The following is a 20,277-nucleotide window of genomic DNA, read 5'->3' on the forward strand; positions in this document are numbered from 1 at the left end:
CCAGGGGTTCAAGCCACACTAATGAGCCAAACGTGGCACACGGCTCAGTGAACACGCTCACCGATACCGTACGTGATGTTCTAAAGTGTCCGCTTCCAGCACCACTATTTCGCATCCTGACCGGGACGTCCCGATCTGGCACCTCAAAGGAACAGCATGACCGCTTACCCAGCCCTGCGTGCCGCGGGGGCGACTGATGTCGGCCGGGTCCGCGAAGTGAACGAGGACTCGTTCGTCATGCTGCCCGCGGTGGCTGTCGTCGCCGACGGGATGGGCGGTCATGCCAGCGGCGATGTCGCCAGCGCCCTCGCGGTGGAGACCTTCCAGAGCCGCTTCGCGACCATCTGCCCGGTTCCCGAGGACATCCAGGACGCCGTCCACGCCGCCAACTCCGCGATCACCTCGGAGGCGGCGCGCAACTCCGAGAAGCAGGGCATGGGTACGACCCTGACCGGCGTGGCGCTGGTCGAGTCCGGGGGCGCTCCCCACTGGCTGGTGTTCAACGTCGGCGACTCGCGTGTCTACCGGCTCTCCCCGGCCGGCGTGACGCAGGTGACCGTCGATCATTCCGAGGTCGCCGTCATGGTCGAGGCGGGGATGATCACCGCCGCCGAGGCTCGCGTCCACCCGCTGCGCAACGTCATCACCCGGTCGCTCGGCACCTACCCGTCCCCCGAGGCGGACACCTGGCTGATGGCCGTGTCGCCCGAGGACCTGTTCCTGCTCTGCTCCGACGGTCTCACCGGCGAGCTCGAGGACCACGAGATCCATGAGATCGCGTCCAAGACGCTCGGGGTGGGCGGAAGCATCGACAACCTCGCCCAGAGGCTGGTGGACGCCGCGGTTGCATCGGGCGGGCGCGACAATGTCACTGTGGTACTCGTGACACCCCCTCCCTCGCTCTTCGCCGCGCCCGCGGAGACTGACGTCTCGACATCAGGCTCCGCACGATCCGCAGGGGACGTCTCGTCGTCCCATGAGTGATACCGCTACCTACTGTGCCGGGCACTGGCTCGCGTTGAAGGGCGACCGGTGCTGGGCGCTGGTGCAGCTCGGGCCCGGTGACCCGCGGGTCGGTGGTGTCCAGGCCGCGCTGGCCGACCCCCACCCTGTCGACGCGATCGCCGGACTGCTCTCCGCGGACGGGCCGCGAGCCCCCGGCTTCGCGCTGATCGGACGCGAGGGCCCACGGGTGCGGTACGCCGTGCGCTCCCCCGCCAAGGTGACCGCCGTCGTCAACGAGGTGCCGGTCTTCATCGACGGCATCGACGTCTCCGGCAAGTGGGCCGACGGTCACTTCGCCGCCGTCCCCGAACGGGCCGAGCTGGCCAACGGGGCCTGGGGCGGGATGGAGGAGGACCAGCCGCTGGTCGACACCGCCCACGCGCGCTCGCTGGACGTCGTCTTCGACCCCGACTTCTCGGCTCAGGTGCACGTCGAGTCGACCATGATGCCGTTGGACCACACCATCCGGCGCTCGGACCTGGCCGCCGCTCCGCCGCCCGCGATGCCACCGTCCGCGCCTCCTCCGGGGATGCCGGGCGTCTCGTCCTTCCAGAGCCCTCCGCCCTCGCCCGTCCCGCCGCCACCGGTGGCACCCTCCCAGCCCGCGCCCGAGGCCAAGAAGGGCATCATCGACGGGCTGCCGTGGCGCAAGAAGGGTGCCAAGAAGCCCGACCCGAACGCGTGGGGTCCGCCGGACCGGCAGCCCTCACCCCCGCCCGCGACGCCGCCAGCTCCACGGCCCTCCGCGCCTCCCCCGCCGATGCCCGCGCCGGCGCCGCCGGCTCCGTCCAACGACATGTCGACGCGGGTCCGCGACGTCCCGACCCCGACCCCGGTGCCGCCGGCGGGCGGGCCGACGGTGTGGGCGGTCTACTGCCCGCAGGGCCACGCCTCGCCGCCCTACTCCCCGACCTGCCGCATCTGCCGGATGGCGCTGCCGCCGCACCAGCAGCCGGTCTCGGTCCCGCGCCCCGCGCTGGGCCAGCTCAAGCTGGGCGACGGCCGGGTCGTCATCCTGGACCGCGGTGCCGTCTTCGGGCGGTCGCCGCGCGCTGATGCCAACGGCAACACGGGGGCCGGTGGCGTACCTCCGCATCTGGTGAAGGTGATGCTGCCCGACATCAGCCGGCTGCACACCGAGGTCCGACTGGAGGAGTGGCAGGTGCTCGTACGCGACCTCGGCTCCGCCAACGGGTCCTACCTGACCCTGCCCGGCGGGCGGCCGCAGCAGATGCGGCCGATGGAGGAGTACGCACTGGAGCCCGGCGCGGTGGTGAGCCTGGCCGGTTCCATCAACCTGACCTACGAGGTTCTCGGGTGAATCAGACGCCACCTCCGGAGCTCGGCCCCGAGCTGCCCGGGATGACCTGCCTGAGCAGGCTCGGCTCCGGCGGGTTCGCCGACGTCTATCTCTACGAGCGCCACCACCCGAAGGTCCGGGTCGCGGTGAAGCTGATGCGCTCCTCCGATCTCGCCGAGGCGCAGCGGGCGCAGTTCGCCGCCGAGGCGGCGGTGATGGCCGAGCTGGCCGAGCACCCGTTCATCGTCCCTGTGCACAGCGCCGGTGAGACGCCGGACGGCCGGCCGTACCTGGTGATGGGCTACTACCCCAACAACGACCTCGGTGCTCGCGTACGCAACAACCCGATGAAGGTGCAGGATGCGCTGCGCTTCGGGATCCAGATGGCCTCGGCCGTCGAGACCGCGCACCGCGCCGGGATCATCCACCGCGACATCAAGCCGTCCAACATCCTGCTCTCCCGCTACGACGTACCCGGCCTGGCCGACTTCGGCATCGCCGGCCGCCCGCGTGACGACGAAGGCGACATCGGCGTCTCGCTGCCGTGGTCGCCGCCCGAGGTCCTCACCTCGGCGTCCAACGGCTCGGTGGCCTCCGATGTCTACTCCCTGGCCGCGACCGTCTGGCACCTCCTCGTCGGGCGCTCGCCGTTCGCGGAGCGGGGCAACAACTCCGACCGCGCCGTCTTCTCCCGCATCCTGCACACGGCTCCCCCGGCGACCGGGCGCCCCGACGTACCGCCCTCGCTCGACCGCGTGCTCCAGCAGGCGATGGCGAAGGACCCGACCTACCGGCCGCGGACGGCCCTCGATCTGGCCCGCCACTTCCAGCGGATCGAGCAGGAGCTGCGGCTGGGCCGCACCGAGGTGCAGGTCCTCGACCGCGACGCCGGCGGCAGCGGGTCGATCCCGGTCGTTCCCGACATTCCGGCCGCGAGGGGCGAAGGACCCACGACGGGATCGGGCCGCGCGCGGCTCCCCTCCCCGCCCAGCGACCCGGAGATGGAGAAGGCGACCGAGCTCAAGCCGCCGTCCCAGGTCATCGCGCAGGCGCCGATCACCCAGCCCCCGGCCTCGCTGGCCTCGGCTCCGATGGCGGACGCAGGCTCGCCCTCCGGCGACCGCACCCGGTTCAGCTACCCGCGGACCGAGGAGGGCCCGTCCGTCCTCACCGGCGCGCGCCCGTCGGAGAGCCGCAGCAAGACCCCGGCGATCATCGGCGTCGTCGTCCTCTTCCTCATCGCCGCCGTCATCGGCATCGTGCTCTCCCGCGGCGGCGAGGACGAGAAGCCCGACGAGGTCCCGCCCCCGCCCGTCGAGACCGACCTCCCCGGTGTCACCGGCCCCGCCGCCCCGGGCAAGGTCAAGGGCACGCTCAAGGGCAACCGCGCCGTCTTCACCTGGTCCGGCGTCTCCGGAGCGACCGGCTACAAGTGGGTCGGCGACAACTCCACCAGCGGCAACGTGAGCCAGCCCAAGGCGGTCGTACGCCTCGAAGGGGCGACCAAGGTCTGCATCCAGGTCCGCTCCCTCGGCGAGAACGGCAACGTCTCCCAGGGCGCCGCCCAGGCCTGCGTCAGCAAGTAGCTAGCTGGACCGGTGCGGCCCGGGATGCCCTTCGCGCCGGATACAGGGACGCTTCGCACGTTTGAGGATGGCGCCGCAGCGTGGTTCGCGACGCCCGGACATGATTCGGGTCAGGTCCAACGGCTCGGCGCCCGCGCGAGCACGTCTCATCGCCGCGGCGAGGGCAGCGACCGGATCGGGAGCGCCGTCCGCGTCCCAGCCGTGGGTCATCGCGGCCTCGAGCTCGTCCTTCGACAGGTTCGCCGCCGTCACCTCGTCGAGGATCCCGGCGACGACGGCAGCCTTGACCATGCCCGGAGGCGCAGGCTCGGGGCGGTAGTCCCAGCCGTCGAGGCCGACCTCCTCCGCGACCACTTCGACCAGGGCGAGCACCTCCCACACCTCGGTCATCAGGTCCGGGTCGATCCGCCCGCTGCGAACGAGCGCGGCCGCCATGTCGTAGGCCGCTTCCGCCCTGCGTGGCCCCGCGACCAGCACCTCGATCATCCCGACCGGAACCCCGTCGACGACGTCGACCCGGCTGGCGAAGACGACCCGGTACTCCTTCTGGAGTACGTCGAGGGTGTTCCACCCCGCGAGCTTCTGCCCACCCCGGTTGCTGAGCGGGTGTGCACCGGACGGGTTGCGGCACAGTGCGACGACATCGGCCAGGAGAGACTCGCGCTGCGCGATCGTCAGCGGCTCGAGCGACTCGACGAACGCATCATTGAACTCGACGTACGCCTGGTCGTCCGGAAACCTCTCGCCTCCTCGCACGGGCCTAGGCGACGTCGCGGTGCGCTGAGGCCCGCTCGCGGACGCGATTCACATCGACACCGAGCCGCTCACAGGTCTCCTCGAGAGACAGCATCGCGCCACGCGCGGAGACGATGTCGGCTGCCGCGTCGAGCACTCGAGCCGTCGCCTCCCGCAGCGCGCGGAGGTCGTCGTCGAGATGCTCCGCCGACCCGATCACGGCCACTGCCCGGCCGTGGCTCGTCAAGATGATCCGACCCTCGGAGCTCTTGGCAGCCAGCGCCGACACCCCCATTCGGGAGGCAGCCGTCATCGGCACGCGCATCTCCTTCATGGCTGCAACACTACCTAGATCTATGTAGTGTTGCAACGGGAACTCAGATCGCCGGATCACCGCATCCGGTCGTCGCCGCCGCGGCTGCGCAGGTGATAATCGGCGCATGCCGAACACCCCTGTGGCCACCTCAGCGAAGCTGGCGGACGGACGCGAGATCTGGTTCTTCGACGAGCAGCCCACGCTGCGGTCGGTGCACGACGAGCGGCCGCTGGAGCCGCGGGCGGGCGGGTCGCAGCTGCGCTGGGACCGGCTGACCGCGACCTGGACGGCGGTGGCGGGGCACCGGCAGACGCGTACGTTCAAGCCGCCCTCGGACGAGTGCCCGCTGTGCCCGTCGGTCGACGGGAGACTGACCGAGATCCCGGCCGAGAGCTACGACGTGGTGGCCTTCGAGAACCGGTTCCCGGCGCTGTCGACGGTCGCTGTCGGCGAGGCGACCGGGGAGCCGTTCGTCTCCCAGCCGGGGCGGGGCCGGTGCGAGGTGGTCTGCTTCACCAGCGACCACGAGCAGAGCTTCGTCGACCTTCCGCCCGAGCGGGTACGGACGGTGCTCGCGGCGCTCGCGCACCGCACCGAGCAGCTGACGGCGATGCCGGAGGTGGCGTACGTCTTCTGCTTCGAGAACCGCGGCGAGGAGATCGGGGTGACGCTGCAGCACCCGCACGGGCAGATCTACGCGATGCCGGTGCTGCCGCCGCGGATCGAGTCGCTCGTGAACGCCGCGGACGCCCACCGGGAGGCGACCGGCGAGTGCCTGCAGTGCGCGGTGCTCGCCGACGAGATCGCCGACGGGTCGCGGATCGTGGCCGAGAACGGGACGTTCGTGGCGTACGTGCCCTACGCCGGTCGCTGGCCCTACGAGATCCGCGTCGTGCCGCGGCGCCACGTGGGTTCGCTGCCGGGGCTGACGCCTGCGGAGATGGACGACCTCGCCGCGCTCTACCAGGAGTGCCTGCGCCGGATGGACGGCCTCGACGACGCCGGTCCGGTGCCCTACATCGCCGGCTGGCAGCAGGCCCCGACCGGCCGCGAGGAGACCTGGCACCTGGCCGCCGAGATCTTCACCATCCGGCGGGCTCCGGGACGGCTGAAGTACCTGGCCGGCATCGAGTCCGGCGTCGCGCTCTGGGTCAACGACATCCCGCCGGAGACCGCCGCCGAGCGCCTCCGCGAAGCTCTCTAGAGCCCCTGCCAGTCCGGCTTCCCGGCGTAGACCTCACGGTAGTAGTCGCGGCGTACGAGGCGGGAGGCCGCAGCCTCGTCCAGGAGGACCGAGACGTGGCCGTGGAGCTGGAGGACGGAGGCGGGGCAGGTCGCCGAGACCGGGCCCTCGACCGCGGCGGCGATCGCGTCGGCCTTGCCCTCCCCGGTGGCGAGGAGAAGCAGGTGTCCGGCGCGGGTGATGGTGCCGAGCCCCTGGGTGAGTACGTGGTGCGGCACCGCGTCGGGTGAGCCGAAGAAACGGGCGTTGTCCGTGCGGGTCCTAGCCGTGAGCGTCTTGATCCGGGTCAGCGAGGCCAGCGACGAGCCGGGCTCGTTAAAGGCCAGGTGGCCGTCGGAGCCGATGCCGAGGATCTGCACCTCGATCCCGCCCGCGGCGACGATCGCCGCCTCGTAGCGCTCGCCGGCGCTCGGCAGGGTCTCCTCGGTCGGGTCGGGTCCGTGGACCCGCTCGGGCGGGAGGCCGATCGCGTCGGTGAACTCGCGGCGGATGGTCGCCAGATAGGACTGCTCGTGCCCGTCGGGGAGGCCGACGTACTCGTCCAGGTTGAACGTCTCCACACCCTCATAAGACGGCCCGCGACCGTCCCGGGCGCGCCGGATGAGCTCCTCGTACGTCGCCAGCGGCGTCGAGCCGGTGGCCAGGCCGAGCACCGCGGGGGTGCCTGCGGCCGCCCGGCGGCGTACGACGTCTTCGATCGTGTCCGCGGCGAGGGATGCCACCTCTGCGGGGGTCTCGAGGACAACTACTTCCATGTCAGTCCTTCGTCGGATCGTTCACTGGGGTGATCAGGGCGGCGCCGATGGCTGCGACCGGGGCGGCGGAGACCACCCGCAGGCGCGAGGCGAGCTCGAGGGATGCGAGGAACGGCGAGGTCTCGGTCTGCCTGACCAGCGCGAGGGCGATCGCCTCCCGCAGCGGCTCCCCGACCGCCGCGACACCCCCGCCGATGACGACGCGTTCAGGGTCGACGGCGAGAGCGAGCGAGCGTACGGCCGCGGCGACGCCGTCGGCGAAGCGGTCCCGCACGATGACAGCCGCCGGGTCACCCGAGGCAGCTGCGGCGAAGAGCGCCGCGGCCGGGTGGCCGGTCGCCGTCGGCCAGGCGGCGGCGAGCGCGGCACCGGAGGCGACCAGCTCGAGGCAGCCGCGCTGTCCGCAGCCGCAGACCGGACCCTCCGGGTCGACCGGGAGGTGCCCGACCTCCCCGGCGGCGCCGTGGAAGCCTCGGCGGAGCGCGCCGCTGAGGTAGAGACCGGCGGCCAGGCCGGTGCCGAGCGAGAGGTAGACCAGGTCGTCGACGTCCTCGACGGCGTGCGCGCCGAGGGTGGCCGCGTTGGTGTCGTTCTCGAGGGTGACGACCGCTCCCGTGCGTGCGCCGAGCAGTTCCGCGAGCGGGAAGGCGTCGCCGTCCAGGCCCAGGTTGACCGCATGCTTCACGGTGCCGGCGCGGGTGTCGACGATGCCGGGGATGCCGACCCCGATCGAGCGGATCTCGCCGCCGTCGAGCGCGTCCCGCAGGCTCGCGACGACCGCGGCCGCGCTCTTCACGACGCCCTCGCCGCCGGGGGTGGTGGCGGCACGGTCCTCGGCCAGCACCGCCCCGTCCGGGCCGATCGCGATGCCGTGGATCTTGGTGCCGCCGATGTCGAGGCCTACCCGTGCGCCGTTCATCTGCCCCATCCCGATCGTCTCAGCACCTCGGTGACGGCGGCCACGCCCGGCAGGGAGAAACCCTGCGGGCACAGTCGTGGCAACCTCGGCCCGTCGTACGTCCCGGGCCACCCCCACTCCACCAGCACCACGGCGCCCGGGAGCTCGGCGACCGTCCGGCCCACCTCGGGACGGCGGTGCGCGTCACGTACCTGCACGATGAGGGGTGCGTCGGGGAGATCCGGGAGCGGGTCACCGGGGCGGACGACGATGTCCGGTGGCAGCCCCCAGGGCACGTCGCCCACGGCGATGTTGGCCTCGGTGTCGACGGTCACGACCTGGGCTCCGGCGAGGTGCGGGATCTCGCTGAGGTCGTCGCTGGCCGTCGCGAGCGCCCGGCGAGCGCCCTCGAGGGAGCGCTCCTCGAACCGGGGGTCGAGCGCGGCCTCCGGCCGCTGCTGCGCCCCGGCGAAGTCGGCGAGCAGCTTGTCGGTGCGCGCGACCGCGTCCTGGAGCCGCTCGAGCGGCAGCTCACCGGACTCGACCGCGGCCACGATCGCGGCAGCCGTGTCCCGGACCAGCGAGGTCGGCTTGTCGGGTCCGAGGATCAGCAGGTCCGCGCCGGCCGCGAGCGAGAGCACCGCGGCCGCAGGGATCCCCCGGATCGCCGAGGCACCCGCCATGTCAAGGGCGTCGGAGACGATCGGCCCTTCGTAGCCCAGCTCGCGCAGCAGCCCCAGCACCGGCGCCGAGAGCGTGCCGGGGAGCTCGGGATCCAGCGCCGGAACCATGATGTGGGAGGTCATCACCGAGGCGACTCCGGCCTCGGCGGCTGCCAGGAAGGGAACCAGCTCGCGGTCGCGAAGGGTCTCCAGGGATGCGTCGAGGACCGGGAGGGAGACGTGGCTGTCCTGTCCGGTGTCGCCGTGACCGGGGAAGTGCTTGACGCAGGCGGCGACCCCGGCCGACTCCAGGCCCTTCACCCACGCGGCCACGTGCTTGGCGGCCACGCCGGCGTCGCGGGAGAAGGACCGGGTCGCGATCACCGGGTTGTCGGGGTTGGAGTTGACGTCCGCGACGGGTGCCAGGTTGAGGTTGATGCCGGCTCGGGCCAGCCGCAGCCCGATCGCCCGGCCGGTCTCCTCGGTCAGCGCCAGGTCGTCGGCCGCGCCCAGGGCGGCGGCGCCGAGCACCGAGGATCCGGTGAGCGCCTCCAGCCGGGTGACGTCCCCGCCCTCTTCGTCGATGGTGATCACCGGAGCCCAGCCGCCCTCGGCGGATGCCGACCGGATCTCGGCCGCCAGGCGGCGTACGGAATGCTCACCGGCCTCGGTGTTGGGGCCGAAGAGGCAGATCCCGCCGAGGCCCTCGCGGAGCAGCTCGGCATAGCCGGGCGGCAGGGTGGGGCCGGCGAAGGCGGAGACCTGGACGCGCAGCGCCAGGGTCTCGACGGTGGTCGGGGACGGCATCACGACACCCCCAGCTCACCGGCGAGGACGAGCACCGCGGCGCCGACGATGACGACGTCCTCGCCGAGCGTCGAGGTACGGAACTCCAGCGGCTCGCCGCTGACCGGCATCGTCCGCTCGCGGATGATCCGGTCGGCGGTCTCGCGCAGCGGGCCGTCGAGGAGGTCGGCCGGCCCGGAGAGGACCAGCTCGTGAAGATTCAGGGTTCCGACCACAGGGGCCAATGCCTTTCCAAGATGTTCGCCGGCTTCCACGAGCGCATCGTCGTGGGCTGTCTCGAGGCGTTCCCGCAGGCGCGGCACCGCGAGGAAGGTCTCCAGGCAGCCCTTGCGTCCGCACGCGCACAGGGGCCCCTCGGGGTCGACGGTCACGTGCCCGACCTCACCCGCCGCGTCGACGAACCCGTGGAGCAGCGCTCCCTCGAGCACGAGCCCCGCACCGACACCGGTCCCGACCCGGATCAGCATCAGGCCGCCGTCGCCGGACTGGCCGAAGGTGTACTCCCCCAGCACCGCGGTGTTGGCGTCGTTGGCGACGTACGTCGGTCGGCCGCTCTCGCGGCGCACCTGATCGGCCAGGGCGACATCGGTCCAGCCCAGGTTGGGCGCGGCGACCACGGTGCCGTCGGCCGCGACGACACCGGGACTGCCGATCCCGACGCCGAGGATCGGCCGGTCGGTGCTCGCGATCAGCTCGGTGACCAGGTCCTTCACGAGACGTACGGCCTCGCTTCCGGTGCGGCCCTCCCGGCACCTGGCGGTGCGGTGGACGACATCGCCGGTCAGGTTGAGCACGGCTCCGGCGACCTGGTCGTCACCGGAGACGTCGATGGTCACGATGTGCGTGGCGTCGGCAGCCAGCCCGACCAGCATCGGCGGCTTCCCGACCCGGCTCTCCACCGGCGCTCCGAGCTCCTCGACGAGCCCGTCCTCGAGCAGGCTGCCCACCAGATCGGAGACCGTCGCGCGGGTCAGACCGGAGGCCCGAGCCAGGTCGGCGCGGCTCGCCGGACCCACCGCGAAGAGGTGCTGGAGCACCAGGGATCGGTGATGCCGCCGAGCATCCTCCTGCAGCAACTTACCGATCGGCCGCAACGTACGACGCCTCGCCTTGGACATGTTTGTAAGTCCATCGTACTTATTAATGCCTCGTCAAGTCGAGAACCTGAATTCCCGCCGAGAAGTCGGTTTCTGGCGCCGAAGCACCGACTTCTGACGGCGGGAGTCAGAGGATGGCGGCGAGCTGGGCCCGGGTCGGGACGTACGGCTCGATGCGGAGAGCCATGTGGGCCTCCTCGGGCGTGCGGTTGCCCTTGCGCCCGTTGCACTTGCCGCACGCCGCCACGGTATTCAGCCAGGTCCATCTGCCGCCGCGTGACTGTGGCAGCAGGTGGTCGATGGTGCGGGCGTGGCCGCCACAGTAGGCACAACGATGCTGGTCGCGCCTGAGCACTCCCTCGCGGGAGTAGCCGGCCGGCCGGTACATCCAATGCATGGCGATGTAGCGGACCAGTCGCACCGCCTTGGGCCATGGATGTGGCCCGATCATCTTGTCGCCCTGTTGCTCGTGAACCACCGCCACCTCGCGGAAGAGCATCCGCACGGCATGCTTGAACGAGACCCTCCCGAGCGGCTCGAAGGAGGCGTTGTACAGGGTCACGGCACCCACGGTCGTGGTCATCTTCGGTTACCTCCCAGGAGAGTCGGATAGAGATCGCGTGCAGATCGGACAGGAACACTGGACAGAAACAAAAGGGCCGCCCCGACGAGACAGACATGTCTCGCAGGAGCGGCCCGGAGTGATCCGGTGCAGCTATGCACCCAGGTCACTGTCGGCTCCCGCGGGCATGAGGGTCGCGCTCGTGCGCAGCGGTCAGCGACCACGCCGCCGGGGCGGTGGTCGAGTGCTGCGTGCTCATGCGTATGCCCTTCAACAGGTCAGGTGAATTTCGCCCGGTGGTGAGACCGGGTGCTACCAGAATAGAGCGAACACCCTCCACCTACCAATGGTTTTCCCAGGTCAGGACCGTGTCTTTCCGGTTAACTACGCCCGACGTACGCCATTTGGCCCCGTTAGCGCGACCCGGCCCGCGTCGCGCAGCCTCGGGATCAGCGCGTCGCCGACCCGGGCGACCTCGGTCCGGTAGGGCGTGTCCGAGAGGACGAAGTGGGTCACGCCGAGCTCCTGGTAGCGGCTCAGCGCGGCGGCGACGTCGTCCGCGTCGCCGACCAGCCAGGTGGTTCCGGCGCCGCCACCGCCATAGCGTCCCGGGGCGGTGTAGAGGCAGTCGTCGAGCACGTCGCCACGGTCGGCGAGGTCGAGGAGCCGGCCCTGCCCGACCGCCGCCCGGCCGGTGCGGCGGAACTCGCGGTCGCCGACGTTGTCGGCCATCCGGCGCACCTTCTCCTCCGCGTCTCGCCAGGCCTCCTCGCGGGTGTCGCGGATCAGCGTGGTGATCCTGAGCCCGAACTCGAGCGGCTCCAGGTCACGACCCAGCGATCCCTCCAGCCCACGCAGGCGCTCGACCCGCTCGGCGATGCCGTCCAGCGGCTCACCCCAGAAGAGCTGTACGTCCGCCTCGGTCGCGGCCACCGCCTCGGCCTCCGGCGAGGCGCCGCCGAAGTAGAGCCGGGGATGCGGCCGGTCGTCGGTGGCATACGGCCGCGGGGTGATGGTGGAGCCGGTGACCTGGAAGTGGTCGCCGTCGAAGGTGACGTCCTCCTCGGTCCACAGCCGCCGCACCAGCCGCATGAACTCCTTGGTCCGCGCGTAGCGGGCGGCCCGCGAGTCCTCGCGGTCGCCGTAGGCGGCCAGGTCGTCCTGACCGGAGACGATGTTGACCCGCACCCTGCCCCGGCTGAGCTGGTCGAGGGTGGCGGCGGAGGTGGCGAAGTTGGCCGGGCGCCAGTAGCCCGGGCGGATCGCGACGAGCGGCTCGAAGGTGGTCGTGCGCGCGGCCAGTGCGGTCGCGACCGTGAAGGTGTCGGGCCTCCCCCAGCTGGTGCCGAGCAGGGCGCCGGTCCAGCCGGCGTTCTCGACCGCCTCCGCGAGGCCGACCTGGTAGTCGAGGGTGCCGTACCCCTCCTCCGTCGAGGCGGTGTCGCCGCGGTGGCCGGTCTCGACGAAGTTGGGCAGGTACCAGAGGAACTCGGGGGCGTGTGGGGCGTTCATTCCGGACTCCTTCATGAGGTTTTCTAGTCAATGTTAATCATCTTTATCGACTATGCCCGCCGTGTCCATGGATGGACAGAGGCTCAGCCAATGAGCCAACTCGGGGTATGGTCCCGGGCATGGGCCTGACCTCCGCTGAGCTGATCGACCTCGTCCTCGACCCCGGCACCTGGACGTCGTGGGACACCCCGCCCGTCCACGGCGAGCTCCCCGAGGCGTACGCCGCCGACCTGGTGCGCGCCCGGGAGCGGGCGGGGACCGATGAGTCGGTCGTCACCGGCGAGGCCCGGATCGCCGGGCGGCGGGTGGCCGTGGTGCTCTCCGAGTTCCGGTTCCTGGCCGGGTCGATCGGGCGCGCGTCGGCCGAGCGGCTGATCGCGGCCGTGGAGCGGGCGACCCGCGAGGGGCTGCCACTGCTGGCCGGCCCGGCCTCGGGCGGGACCCGAATGCAGGAGGGAACGCCGGCGTTCGTGCAGATGGTGCGGATCGCCGAGGCGGTCACGCGTCACAAGACCGCCGGACTCCCCTACCTCGTCTACCTGCGCCACCCCACCACCGGCGGCGTGATGGCCTCGTGGGGCTCCCTGGGACACGTCACCGTCGCCGAGCCCGGGGCGCTCCTGGGGTTCCTCGGTCCGAAGGTCTACGAGGTGCTCAACGGCCGCCCCTTCCCCTCCGGCGTCCAGGTCTCGGAGAACCTCTTCGCCCACGGCCTCGTCGACGGCGTCGTACCTCCCGACGAGCTCGCCGGGCTCGTCGACCGAGTGCTCACCATCCTCGACCTCCGCCGCCCCGCCGAAGCGTCAGCTACGTCGGCCGAGGCGTCACGTACGTCGGCCGAGGTGGCAGCCAGTGACGTCTCGACCGACGCGAGCGACGCCTCGGCCGACGGGGGTGGCTTCTCGGCGATCGACACCTGGGACGCGATCACGCGGTCCCGGCGTGCCGACCGGCCGGGGGCGCGGGCGCTGCTCCGGATCGCGGCCTCGGACGTCGTACCCCTCAACGGCACCGGGCAGGGCGAGCGGGACCCGGGGCTGATCATCGCGCTGGCGCGGTTCGGGTCGGCGCCGTGCCTGGTACTGGCCCAGGACCGGCGCGAGCAGGCTCATCAGCCGCTCGGACCGGAAGGGCTGCGCGAGGCACAGCGCGGGATGAAGCTCGCCGCCGGCCTCGGACTCCCCGTCGTCACCGTCATCGATACCCCCGGCGCGGCGCTGTCGGCGGAGGCGGAGAACGGCGGCATCGCGGGCGAGATCGCGCGTACGTTGGGAACCCTCGTCAACGTCGAGACCCCGACGCTCAGCCTGATGCTCGGCGAGGGCAACGGTGGCGGCGCGCTCGCGTTCCTCCCCGCCGACAGGGTGGTCGCCGCGCAGCACGCCTGGCTCTCCCCGCTACCGCCGGAGGGCGCCAGCGCGATCGTGCACGGCGACTCCGACCACGCCGCCGAGATGGCCGAGGCGCAGCGGGTCCTCGCCGTCGATCTCCAGCAGATCGGCGTGGTCGACCGGATCGTCGCGGAGTCCCCCGACGCCGCCGACGAGCCGGTGGAGTTCTGCCGCCGGGTCGGAGCCGCCCTGGAGGAGGAGCTGCTCGCGTTGCTCGCAGCGGGGCCGGGCGAGCCGACGGCGCGGGCCGCTCGCTACGCGGGCTGAGGACGTACGCAGGAGATCTTCGGACACGCACCACGAACTCCGCCACGATGGGGTGGGCTCCTCGCGAGCCCGTCAACCCCCACACTCGATCGGAGTTTCTCGTGCCTCAGATCAAGCGTCTCCTCGCCCTCGCCGCCACGACCTCGCTCGCCGCGGCCCTTCCCCTCATCGGCGCCCCGGCGCAGGCGATCGAGGGCAGCTTCAGTGCGCTGACGTACAACATCGCCGGCCTGCCCGAAGTCATCTCCAGCGCTCCCACGCCCCGAAAGTCCGCCACCAACGAGATCGGCCGGCGGATCGACGAGTTCGACATCGTCAACGTCCAGGAGGACTTCAACTACCACGCCTACCTCTACGCGACCGACGTGCACGCCCACCGCACCCCGACCTCGGGCGGAGTGCCGTTCGGGAGCGGGCTGAACAGCCTGCACCACCAGCCGTACGAGGCGCTCGACCGCGTCACCTGGGACGACTGCTGGATCAACCAGGCCGACTGCCTGACCCCGAAGGGGTTCACCTTCCACCGCGCGCAGATCGCCCCGGACACCTGGATCGACGTCTACAACCTGCATGCCGACGCCGGCGACGACAGCCTGGACGAGGCCGCTCGCCGCGGCAACCTCGAGCAGCTCACGGCGTACATCTCCGAGCACTCCGCCGGCAACGCGGTCCTCGTCATGGGCGACACCAACACGCGCTACACCCGCGAGGGCGACCGGATCTCCGACTTCGCCGCCACCAACGGCCTGACCGACGCCTGGGTGGAGCTCGTACGCAGTGGTGACGAGCCCGACCGCGGCAGCCCAGCCCTGGGGTGCCCGGAGGTGAACCCGGGCGTGGCGTGCGAGGTCGTCGACAAGGTGCTCTACCGCGACGGCAGCGGGGTCGACCTGAGCGCGACCTCCTACCGCAACCTGGACGCCGACTTCCGCGAGGACGGCTCCGGCCTGATGCTCTCCGACCACTTCCCGATCGCGGTCGACTTCAGCTGGACCAGGAACTGATCGACTAACCCCTTGCGCAGGGGCTGAACACGTGTTTAGCATTAAACATGCGTTCAGCCCCTGCCGACCCGACCACCCGTGACCGGATCCGCGACGCCGCCGTGCTGCGGTTCGCGCGCGACGGCTTCGGTGCCTCGGTCCGTTCGATCGCCACCGACGCCGGGGTCAGCCCGGCGCTGGTGATCCACCACTTCGGCTCCAAGGACGAGCTCCACGCCGAGTGCGACGAGCAGATACTCGCCGAGATCCGGGCGACGAAGAACGACACCATCGACGAGCTGGCCTCCGGACAGGGCATCCTGCACAGGTTCGCCGCCGCGGACGAGTACGCGCCGATGCTCGGCTACGTCCTCCGCTCGCTGCAGGACGGCGGACCGGTCGGCCGCACCTTCATCGAGCAGATGATCGAGGACGCGGTCGGCTACACCAAGCACGGCGTCGAGGCCGGGCTGATCAAGCCGAGCCTCGACGAGACGGCCAGGGCTCGCTACCTGGTCCTCTCCGCCCTCGGCTCGCTCATGCTCGAGCTCACCCTCAACCCGGCCGAGGACCCCAGCGACATCAGCGGCATCGTGCGCGGCTTCCTGACCACGAGCTACCTCCCGATGGTCGAGCTCTACACCCAGGGCATCTTCACCACGCGTCGGATGCTCGACGAATACCTGCTCTACGTCCCGGACCCGCCACAGGACGCCACGACGGAGCCCGCATCTGAGTGATGCCCCGCCCTGTCGGCCGTACGTCCACCTACCCTCCCAACGCGGAAGAGAGTTCCCATGTCCGACAACACCCTCGCGGTCGAGATCGCGGGTCTGCACAAGTCCTTCGGTTCCTTCAAGGCCCTCGACGGCCTCGACCTCACCGTCCAGCACGGCCAGGTGACCGGCTTCCTCGGCCCCAACGGCGCCGGCAAGTCCACCACCATCAAGATCCTGCTCGGGCTGCTGCGCTCCGACGCCGGCACCGCCCGCCTCTTCGGCGGTGACGTCTGGCGTGACGCGGTCGAGCTGCACAAGCGGATCTCGTACGTCCCCGGCGACGTCAACCTGTGGCCGAACCTCTCGGGTGGCGAGTGCATCGACTACCTCACCCGGCTCAAGCCGGGCGGCGACAAGGCGAAGCGCAAGGCGCGGAAGGCCGAGCTGCTGGAGCGGTTCGACCTCGATCCGACCAAGAAGGCGCGCACCTACTCCAAGGGCAACCGGCAGAAGGTCGCCCTGGTCGCCGCGCTGCTCGACCAGTCCGACCTCTACATCTTCGACGAGCCGACCTCGGGCCTGGACCCGTTGATGGAGGCCGTCTTCACCGAGTACGCCCGGGAGGCCAAGGAGGCGGGCTCGTCGGTGCTGCTCTCCAGCCACATCCTCAGCGAGGTCGAGAAGGTCTGCGACACCGTCACGATCATCCGTGCCGGGGTCGCCGTCGAGTCCGGCACGCTCGACGAGCTGCGCCACCTGACCCGGTCCTCGGTCGTCGCGACCGTCGGCGGTGACCCCTCCCCGCTGAGCAGGATGCAGGCCGTCAACGACCTCGAGACCAGCCAGAACGGCGCCGGCACCCGGGTCGCCTTCGACGTCGACAACCACGCGGTGGGCGAGGTCATGAAGACCCTGACCAACCTGGACGTACGTGGCCTGACCGTCACGCCACCCTCGCTCGAGGAGCTCTTCATGCGCCACTACGGCGACGTCATCGAGACCGCCGACTCCGAGCGGGAGGCATCATGAGCGCCGTCGCCGCGGTGGCCCCGCGGCGTACGGCCCTCGCGGACTTCACCGGCACCGGCCACCTGATCTGGTTCATGCTCCGGCGAGACCGGATCCGGATCGTGGTCTGGACCGCCCTGATCGCGCTGCTCTACCTCGCCTCGCTGGCGCCGGGCGGCGAATACTCGGTGCTCGACGACGACCCGGGGGCGCGGGCCGCCCGGGCGGTCACCCTGGGCAGCCCGGCGATGATCGCGATGGCCGGGCCCGGTTACGGCCTCGACAACTACACGACCGGCGCCGCGGCGGCCAACGAGCTCATCCTCTGGGTGACGATCGCGCTCGCGGTGATGACGATCCTGCAGGTCGTACGCCACACCCGCGCCGAGGAGGAGTCGGGCCGCTCCGAGCTGATGCGAGCCGGCGTCCTCGGGCGGCACGCGCCGTCGATCGCGGTCATCGTCGAGGTCTTCCTGACCAACGTGCTCGTCGCGACCGCCAGCACGCTGGCGCTCGTCGGGGTCGGGCTCGACCCGGTCGACTCGGCGGTGATGTGCTTCGGGATCGCGCTCGCGGCGCTGGTCTACGGCGCGGTCGCACTGGTGACCTCGCAGCTCTCCGAGAGCAGCGGCGGGGCGCTGGGCATGGCCTTCGGCGTACTCGGCGTCACCTACGTCGCCCGCGTCATCGGCGACATCCAGGAGCCGCTGGGCAGCCCGCTCTCCTGGCTCTCCCCGATCGCCTGGGTGCACCAGACGCGCGTCTTCGTCGACACCCGGATCTGGCCGCTCGGCATCGCGGTGGTCGTGGCGTTCGTGCTCCTGGTGGTCGCCGCCGTCCTCGGCTCGCACCGCGACTTCGGAGCAGGGATGGTGCAGGTACGCCGCGGTCGGGCCGACGCCTCGCCGATGCTTTCCGGCCCGGTGGCCCTGGCCTGGGTGCGCCAGCGGACCGGCCTGATGTGGACCACTCTCGGTCTGGCGGCCATGTGGTTCGCCACCGGCACGATCCTCAACGAGGTGCCGAACATGGTCGAGGCGATGGGCGACAACCCGCTCTACGAGGATCTGCTCAAGGGTTCCGGCGAGGAGCTCGTGCGGACGTTCGCCGCCTTCATCGGCGCCTACTCGGCCTTCGGGGCCGCGGCGTTCGGCATCATCATGACCCTCCGGGCCAAGGCGGAGGAGGACGCGACCCGGGCCGCCCTGGTGCTCGCCAAGCCCGTCGCCCGGTTGCGCTGGCTGCTCTCGGGCACGCTGATCGCGACCCTCGGGTCGCTGGTCGTGCTGTTCACCGGGATCTGGGCGATGGCCCTAGGTGCGTACGTCGCCGGCCTCGACTCGATCAGCTTCGCCGACTTCACCGGCCTGGCCCTCGCCTACGTGCCCGCGGTGCTCGTGCTCCTCGGCTTCACGCTCGCCGTGTACGCCTGGCTCCCCCGCGCCTCGGGCGTCGCCTGGGCCCTCTTCGGCTGGATGTTCGTGGTCCTCATCTTCGCCGACATGCTCGGCCTCCCCGACTGGCTCCGCGGCCTCTCGCCGTACTGGTGGGTCGAGAACACCCTGGTCGACACCATGCCCGCCAGCCACACCCTCGGCCTCCTCGGCGTCGCGGTCGCCCTCTTCCTGACCGCCCTCGTCGGCTTCCGCCGCCGCGACATCCACGGCTGAAGAGACGTCACGTACGCCGGTCGAGTGGGCATCTTGGTGCCCACTCGACCGGCGTTGCTGACGTCTCGGCAGGGTCAGGAGCCGGTGACCTTGAAGGTCGCGTTCGACAGCTCCTGCTCGGGCTGAACCGAGCTCGGATAGGTGTCGACCCACTCCTGGTACAGATGCGGGCCGTAGTAGTCCTCAGAGACCAAGATTCGGTCATCTGCAGTGATCTGGAGGTCATAGACGCCGGTCGGGGTCCCCTTCGGGACCGTCAGACTCACAGTCCACTCACCGGAGTAGATGGTGCCGGCCGTACGCACCGGGTCGGCTCCACAGATGAAGTCGCCGTCCATCGTGCGACCGAAGCACACGCTAAGCGACTTCAACCCGTTCATCTTGGTCACGCCGATACGGTCTGTCAAGGTCAACACCGCCTTGATGGTCTTCGCACCGGTACGTACGTCGACGGACGTCGTGCTCAGGCTCTTGAGCTTCACCACCGGCGGCGCCGTGTCTGGGTTGGTGCTGGTCACCTGCACCGAGGCCACGTCGAACTTGTCGGTCGTACGCCCAGAGGTGTCCGTCGCAATCGCCTCCAGCGAGAGCTTGCCTCCGGGCGTCCACCTGGGCACCGTGACGTATCCCTGCCACCAGCCGTCCCGCACGCCCCCGGAGACCATGGGTATGAAGTTCGTGTAGAGCTGCGCCGGGTTGTCGTCGGCGAGGCCGGAGACCCATCCCTGGACCCGGGAGACGCGAAGGTCGTCCTTGACGTGGATGCGGACCCGGACCTTCGTGTCGCCGGAGTCCGAGTTGACCGCAGTCGGGGACAGGGAGGCCTCGACGATCACCGGCGCCTTCGTGTCGCGGAAACATCCATAGAGGTAGTCGTAGACGTCGTAGTAGCAGGTGTTGGTACCGGCGTTGCCGTGGACCTCGTCCAGCCCGGTCCCGCCGGACAGCTTGTCGTTGCCATCGCCACCGTTGAGGGTGTCGGCGCCACTGTCGCCCCAGAGCCGGTCCTGGCCGGAGCCACCGCTGACGGTGTCCAGGTTGTTGTTGCCATGGAGCTGGTCATCGCCGGCGTTGCCGGCCAGCCGGTCGTTGCCGTCCCCACCGGAGATCGAGTCGTTGCCATCGCCTCCGCTGACCGAGTCGGCTCCCGAGCCTCCGGAGATGGCGTCCCCACTCGTCCCGCCGTTGATGCTGTCGCCGCCGGCGCCACCATAGATGCGGTCCGCACCTGCACCGCCGGAGATCACGTCGAAGTGGTCGCCACCGGAGATGACGTCGCCGCCGTCCTCGCCCCAGATGTTGTCCTGCCCGGTGCCTCCGTTGAGGCTGTCCTTGCCGCCACCACCGTGGATCCAGTCCTCGCCACTCCCGCCGAGCACCCGGTCGGCACCGTAGCTGGCGTAGACGTGGTCACCGCCCGAACCGGCGTCGACCAGGTCGTCGCCACCCTTGGCGTAGATGATGTCGCTGCCGCCGCGGCCGCAGATGACGTCACGGCGGGACGTGCCCCGTAGGACGTCACCACCGGACGTACCGACGATCGTGCAACGTACGCCGGTCGATGTTGTCGCCGCGCTCGCGGGACTCGTCACGAGTACGGTCGCCGAGGCGGCCATCGCGACGATCCCGGCAAGCAGCGTGCGCCCCGTCAGGAGCACCATTCCTGCCTCCAGAAGATCTTCAGGCCCGTGTCAGCACGGGCCGGAGGATCCTCCCAGATTCGATACCCCGGCCGGTAGCGAATAGCGGATCTGTGGGTCG

General features: G+C 70.8%; 18 protein-coding genes. 9 read left to right on the forward strand and 9 right to left on the reverse strand.

Features of this window, described 5'->3' with window-relative positions; genetic code table 11:
• The first annotated feature begins 156 nt into the window (after window positions 1-156).
• The 3 genes from ACIRON_RS00535 to ACIRON_RS00545 are packed head-to-tail and all read left to right on the forward strand — an operon-like array spanning window position 157 to window position 3,891.
• Window positions 157-984 carry a PP2C family serine/threonine-protein phosphatase gene (locus ACIRON_RS00535; RefSeq protein ID WP_091045392.1) on the forward strand — a complete coding sequence of 276 codons (828 nt, stop codon included), beginning with the start codon at window positions 157-159 and terminating at the stop codon, window positions 982-984.
• Entirely contained in the window at window positions 977-2,326 is a 1,350-nt protein-coding gene (locus ACIRON_RS00540) for an FHA domain-containing protein (RefSeq protein ID WP_402987514.1), read from the forward strand. Before ACIRON_RS00535 ends, ACIRON_RS00540 begins: the two co-directional genes overlap by 8 nt.
• A complete protein-coding gene (locus tag ACIRON_RS00545; RefSeq protein ID WP_402987517.1) occupies window positions 2,323-3,891 on the forward strand; it encodes a protein kinase in 1,569 nt (522 codons plus the stop codon). Before ACIRON_RS00540 ends, ACIRON_RS00545 begins: the two co-directional genes overlap by 4 nt.
• Here ACIRON_RS00545 and ACIRON_RS00550 read toward each other — a convergent pair whose 3' ends face one another.
• Both ACIRON_RS00550 and ACIRON_RS00555 read right to left on the reverse strand, forming a co-directional pair.
• Window positions 3,892-4,647 carry a hypothetical protein gene (locus tag ACIRON_RS00550; protein ID WP_402987520.1) on the reverse strand — a complete coding sequence of 252 codons (756 nt, stop codon included), beginning with the start codon at window positions 4,645-4,647 and terminating at the stop codon, window positions 3,892-3,894.
• Window positions 4,648-4,651: 4 nt separating this feature from the next.
• Window positions 4,652-4,960 carry a hypothetical protein gene (locus ACIRON_RS00555; protein ID WP_402987523.1) on the reverse strand — a complete coding sequence of 103 codons (309 nt, stop codon included), beginning with the start codon at window positions 4,958-4,960 and terminating at the stop codon, window positions 4,652-4,654.
• 106 nt (window positions 4,961-5,066) lie between these two features.
• Here ACIRON_RS00555 and galT point away from each other — a divergent pair, with 106 nt between their 5' ends.
• The gene (gene galT, locus ACIRON_RS00560) at window positions 5,067-6,146 is read left to right on the forward strand and encodes a galactose-1-phosphate uridylyltransferase (protein WP_402987525.1); all 1,080 of its coding nucleotides are present in this window, start codon (window positions 5,067-5,069) and stop codon (window positions 6,144-6,146) included.
• Here galT and nagB read toward each other — a convergent pair.
• The 6 genes from nagB to ACIRON_RS00590 form a co-directional block, all read right to left on the reverse strand.
• The gene (nagB, locus tag ACIRON_RS00565) at window positions 6,143-6,940 is read right to left on the reverse strand and encodes a glucosamine-6-phosphate deaminase (protein ID WP_402987527.1); all 798 of its coding nucleotides are present in this window, start codon (window positions 6,938-6,940) and stop codon (window positions 6,143-6,145) included. The two genes, galT and nagB, sit on opposite strands and share 4 nt — an antisense overlap.
• A gap of 1 nt (window position 6,941) precedes the next feature.
• The gene (locus ACIRON_RS00570) at window positions 6,942-7,859 is read right to left on the reverse strand and encodes an ROK family protein (protein WP_402987530.1); all 918 of its coding nucleotides are present in this window, start codon (window positions 7,857-7,859) and stop codon (window positions 6,942-6,944) included.
• Complete coding sequence (locus ACIRON_RS00575) at window positions 7,856-9,307, reverse strand: glycoside hydrolase family 3 protein (protein WP_402987533.1); 1,452 nt, start codon at window positions 9,305-9,307, stop codon at window positions 7,856-7,858. The genes ACIRON_RS00570 and ACIRON_RS00575 overlap by 4 nt, the downstream gene beginning before the upstream one ends.
• Complete coding sequence (locus ACIRON_RS00580) at window positions 9,307-10,425, reverse strand: ROK family protein (RefSeq protein WP_402987536.1); 1,119 nt, start codon at window positions 10,423-10,425, stop codon at window positions 9,307-9,309. The genes ACIRON_RS00575 and ACIRON_RS00580 overlap by 1 nt, the downstream gene beginning before the upstream one ends.
• Window positions 10,426-10,531: 106 nt before the next feature.
• Window positions 10,532-10,987, reverse strand: a complete 456-nt coding sequence (locus ACIRON_RS00585; RefSeq protein ID WP_256328540.1) for an HNH endonuclease — start codon at window positions 10,985-10,987, stop codon at window positions 10,532-10,534.
• 363 nt (window positions 10,988-11,350) lie between these two features.
• Entirely contained in the window at window positions 11,351-12,478 is a 1,128-nt protein-coding gene (locus tag ACIRON_RS00590) for an LLM class flavin-dependent oxidoreductase (protein WP_402987539.1), read from the reverse strand.
• Between the two features lie 119 nt (window positions 12,479-12,597).
• On the opposite strand from ACIRON_RS00590, the gene ACIRON_RS00595 reads away from it, so the two are divergent.
• From ACIRON_RS00595 to ACIRON_RS00615, 5 genes are all read left to right on the forward strand, one after another.
• The gene (locus ACIRON_RS00595) at window positions 12,598-14,136 is read left to right on the forward strand and encodes a carboxyl transferase domain-containing protein (RefSeq protein ID WP_402987541.1); all 1,539 of its coding nucleotides are present in this window, start codon (window positions 12,598-12,600) and stop codon (window positions 14,134-14,136) included.
• A 101-nt stretch (window positions 14,137-14,237) separates the two neighbouring features.
• On the forward strand, window positions 14,238-15,140 hold the full coding sequence (locus ACIRON_RS00600; RefSeq protein WP_402987543.1) for a hypothetical protein: 903 nt from the start codon (window positions 14,238-14,240) through the stop codon (window positions 15,138-15,140).
• A 47-nt stretch (window positions 15,141-15,187) separates the two neighbouring features.
• Window positions 15,188-15,859 carry a TetR family transcriptional regulator gene (locus ACIRON_RS00605; protein WP_402987546.1) on the forward strand — a complete coding sequence of 224 codons (672 nt, stop codon included), beginning with the start codon at window positions 15,188-15,190 and terminating at the stop codon, window positions 15,857-15,859.
• A 57-nt stretch (window positions 15,860-15,916) separates the two neighbouring features.
• A complete protein-coding gene (locus ACIRON_RS00610; RefSeq protein ID WP_402987549.1) occupies window positions 15,917-16,867 on the forward strand; it encodes an ATP-binding cassette domain-containing protein in 951 nt (316 codons plus the stop codon).
• Window positions 16,864-18,516 carry an ABC transporter permease gene (locus tag ACIRON_RS00615; protein ID WP_402987552.1) on the forward strand — a complete coding sequence of 551 codons (1,653 nt, stop codon included), beginning with the start codon at window positions 16,864-16,866 and terminating at the stop codon, window positions 18,514-18,516. Before ACIRON_RS00610 ends, ACIRON_RS00615 begins: the two co-directional genes overlap by 4 nt.
• Window positions 18,517-18,590: 74 nt before the next feature.
• Here ACIRON_RS00615 and ACIRON_RS00620 read toward each other — a convergent pair whose 3' ends face one another.
• Window positions 18,591-20,177, reverse strand: coding sequence for a calcium-binding protein (locus ACIRON_RS00620; RefSeq protein WP_402987555.1), 1,587 nt, complete (start codon window positions 20,175-20,177; stop codon window positions 18,591-18,593).
• Window positions 20,178-20,277 lie beyond the last annotated feature (100 nt).

The sequence above is a fragment of the Nocardioides sp. NPDC101246 genome, assembly GCF_044767415.1.
Lineage (GTDB): Bacteria > Actinomycetota > Actinomycetes > Propionibacteriales > Nocardioidaceae > Nocardioides.

Excerpts from the sequence above, each read along its gene's own strand:
- ACIRON_RS00595 (WP_402987541.1), top strand. The coding sequence starts at position 12,598 with ATGGGCCTGACCTCCGCTGAGCTGATCGACCTCGTCCTCGACCCCGGC.
- ACIRON_RS00610 (WP_402987549.1), top strand. The coding sequence starts at position 15,917 with ATGTCCGACAACACCCTCGCGGTCGAGATCGCGGGTCTGCACAAGTCC.
- ACIRON_RS00620 (WP_402987555.1), bottom strand. The coding sequence starts at position 20,177 with ATGGTGCTCCTGACGGGGCGCACGCTGCTTGCCGGGATCGTCGCGATG.
- ACIRON_RS00615 (WP_402987552.1), top strand. The coding sequence starts at position 16,864 with ATGAGCGCCGTCGCCGCGGTGGCCCCGCGGCGTACGGCCCTCGCGGAC.
- ACIRON_RS00605 (WP_402987546.1), top strand. The coding sequence starts at position 15,188 with ATGCGTTCAGCCCCTGCCGACCCGACCACCCGTGACCGGATCCGCGAC.
- ACIRON_RS00555 (WP_402987523.1), bottom strand. The coding sequence starts at position 4,960 with ATGAAGGAGATGCGCGTGCCGATGACGGCTGCCTCCCGAATGGGGGTG.
- ACIRON_RS00570 (WP_402987530.1), bottom strand. The coding sequence starts at position 7,859 with ATGAACGGCGCACGGGTAGGCCTCGACATCGGCGGCACCAAGATCCAC.
- ACIRON_RS00590 (WP_402987539.1), bottom strand. The coding sequence starts at position 12,478 with ATGAACGCCCCACACGCCCCCGAGTTCCTCTGGTACCTGCCCAACTTC.
- galT (WP_402987525.1), top strand. The coding sequence starts at position 5,067 with ATGCCGAACACCCCTGTGGCCACCTCAGCGAAGCTGGCGGACGGACGC.
- ACIRON_RS00535 (WP_091045392.1), top strand. The coding sequence starts at position 157 with ATGACCGCTTACCCAGCCCTGCGTGCCGCGGGGGCGACTGATGTCGGC.
- ACIRON_RS00540 (WP_402987514.1), top strand. The coding sequence starts at position 977 with ATGAGTGATACCGCTACCTACTGTGCCGGGCACTGGCTCGCGTTGAAG.
- nagB (WP_402987527.1), bottom strand. The coding sequence starts at position 6,940 with ATGGAAGTAGTTGTCCTCGAGACCCCCGCAGAGGTGGCATCCCTCGCC.
- ACIRON_RS00580 (WP_402987536.1), bottom strand. The coding sequence starts at position 10,425 with ATGTCCAAGGCGAGGCGTCGTACGTTGCGGCCGATCGGTAAGTTGCTG.
- ACIRON_RS00585 (WP_256328540.1), bottom strand. The coding sequence starts at position 10,987 with ATGACCACGACCGTGGGTGCCGTGACCCTGTACAACGCCTCCTTCGAG.
- ACIRON_RS00575 (WP_402987533.1), bottom strand. The coding sequence starts at position 9,307 with ATGCCGTCCCCGACCACCGTCGAGACCCTGGCGCTGCGCGTCCAGGTC.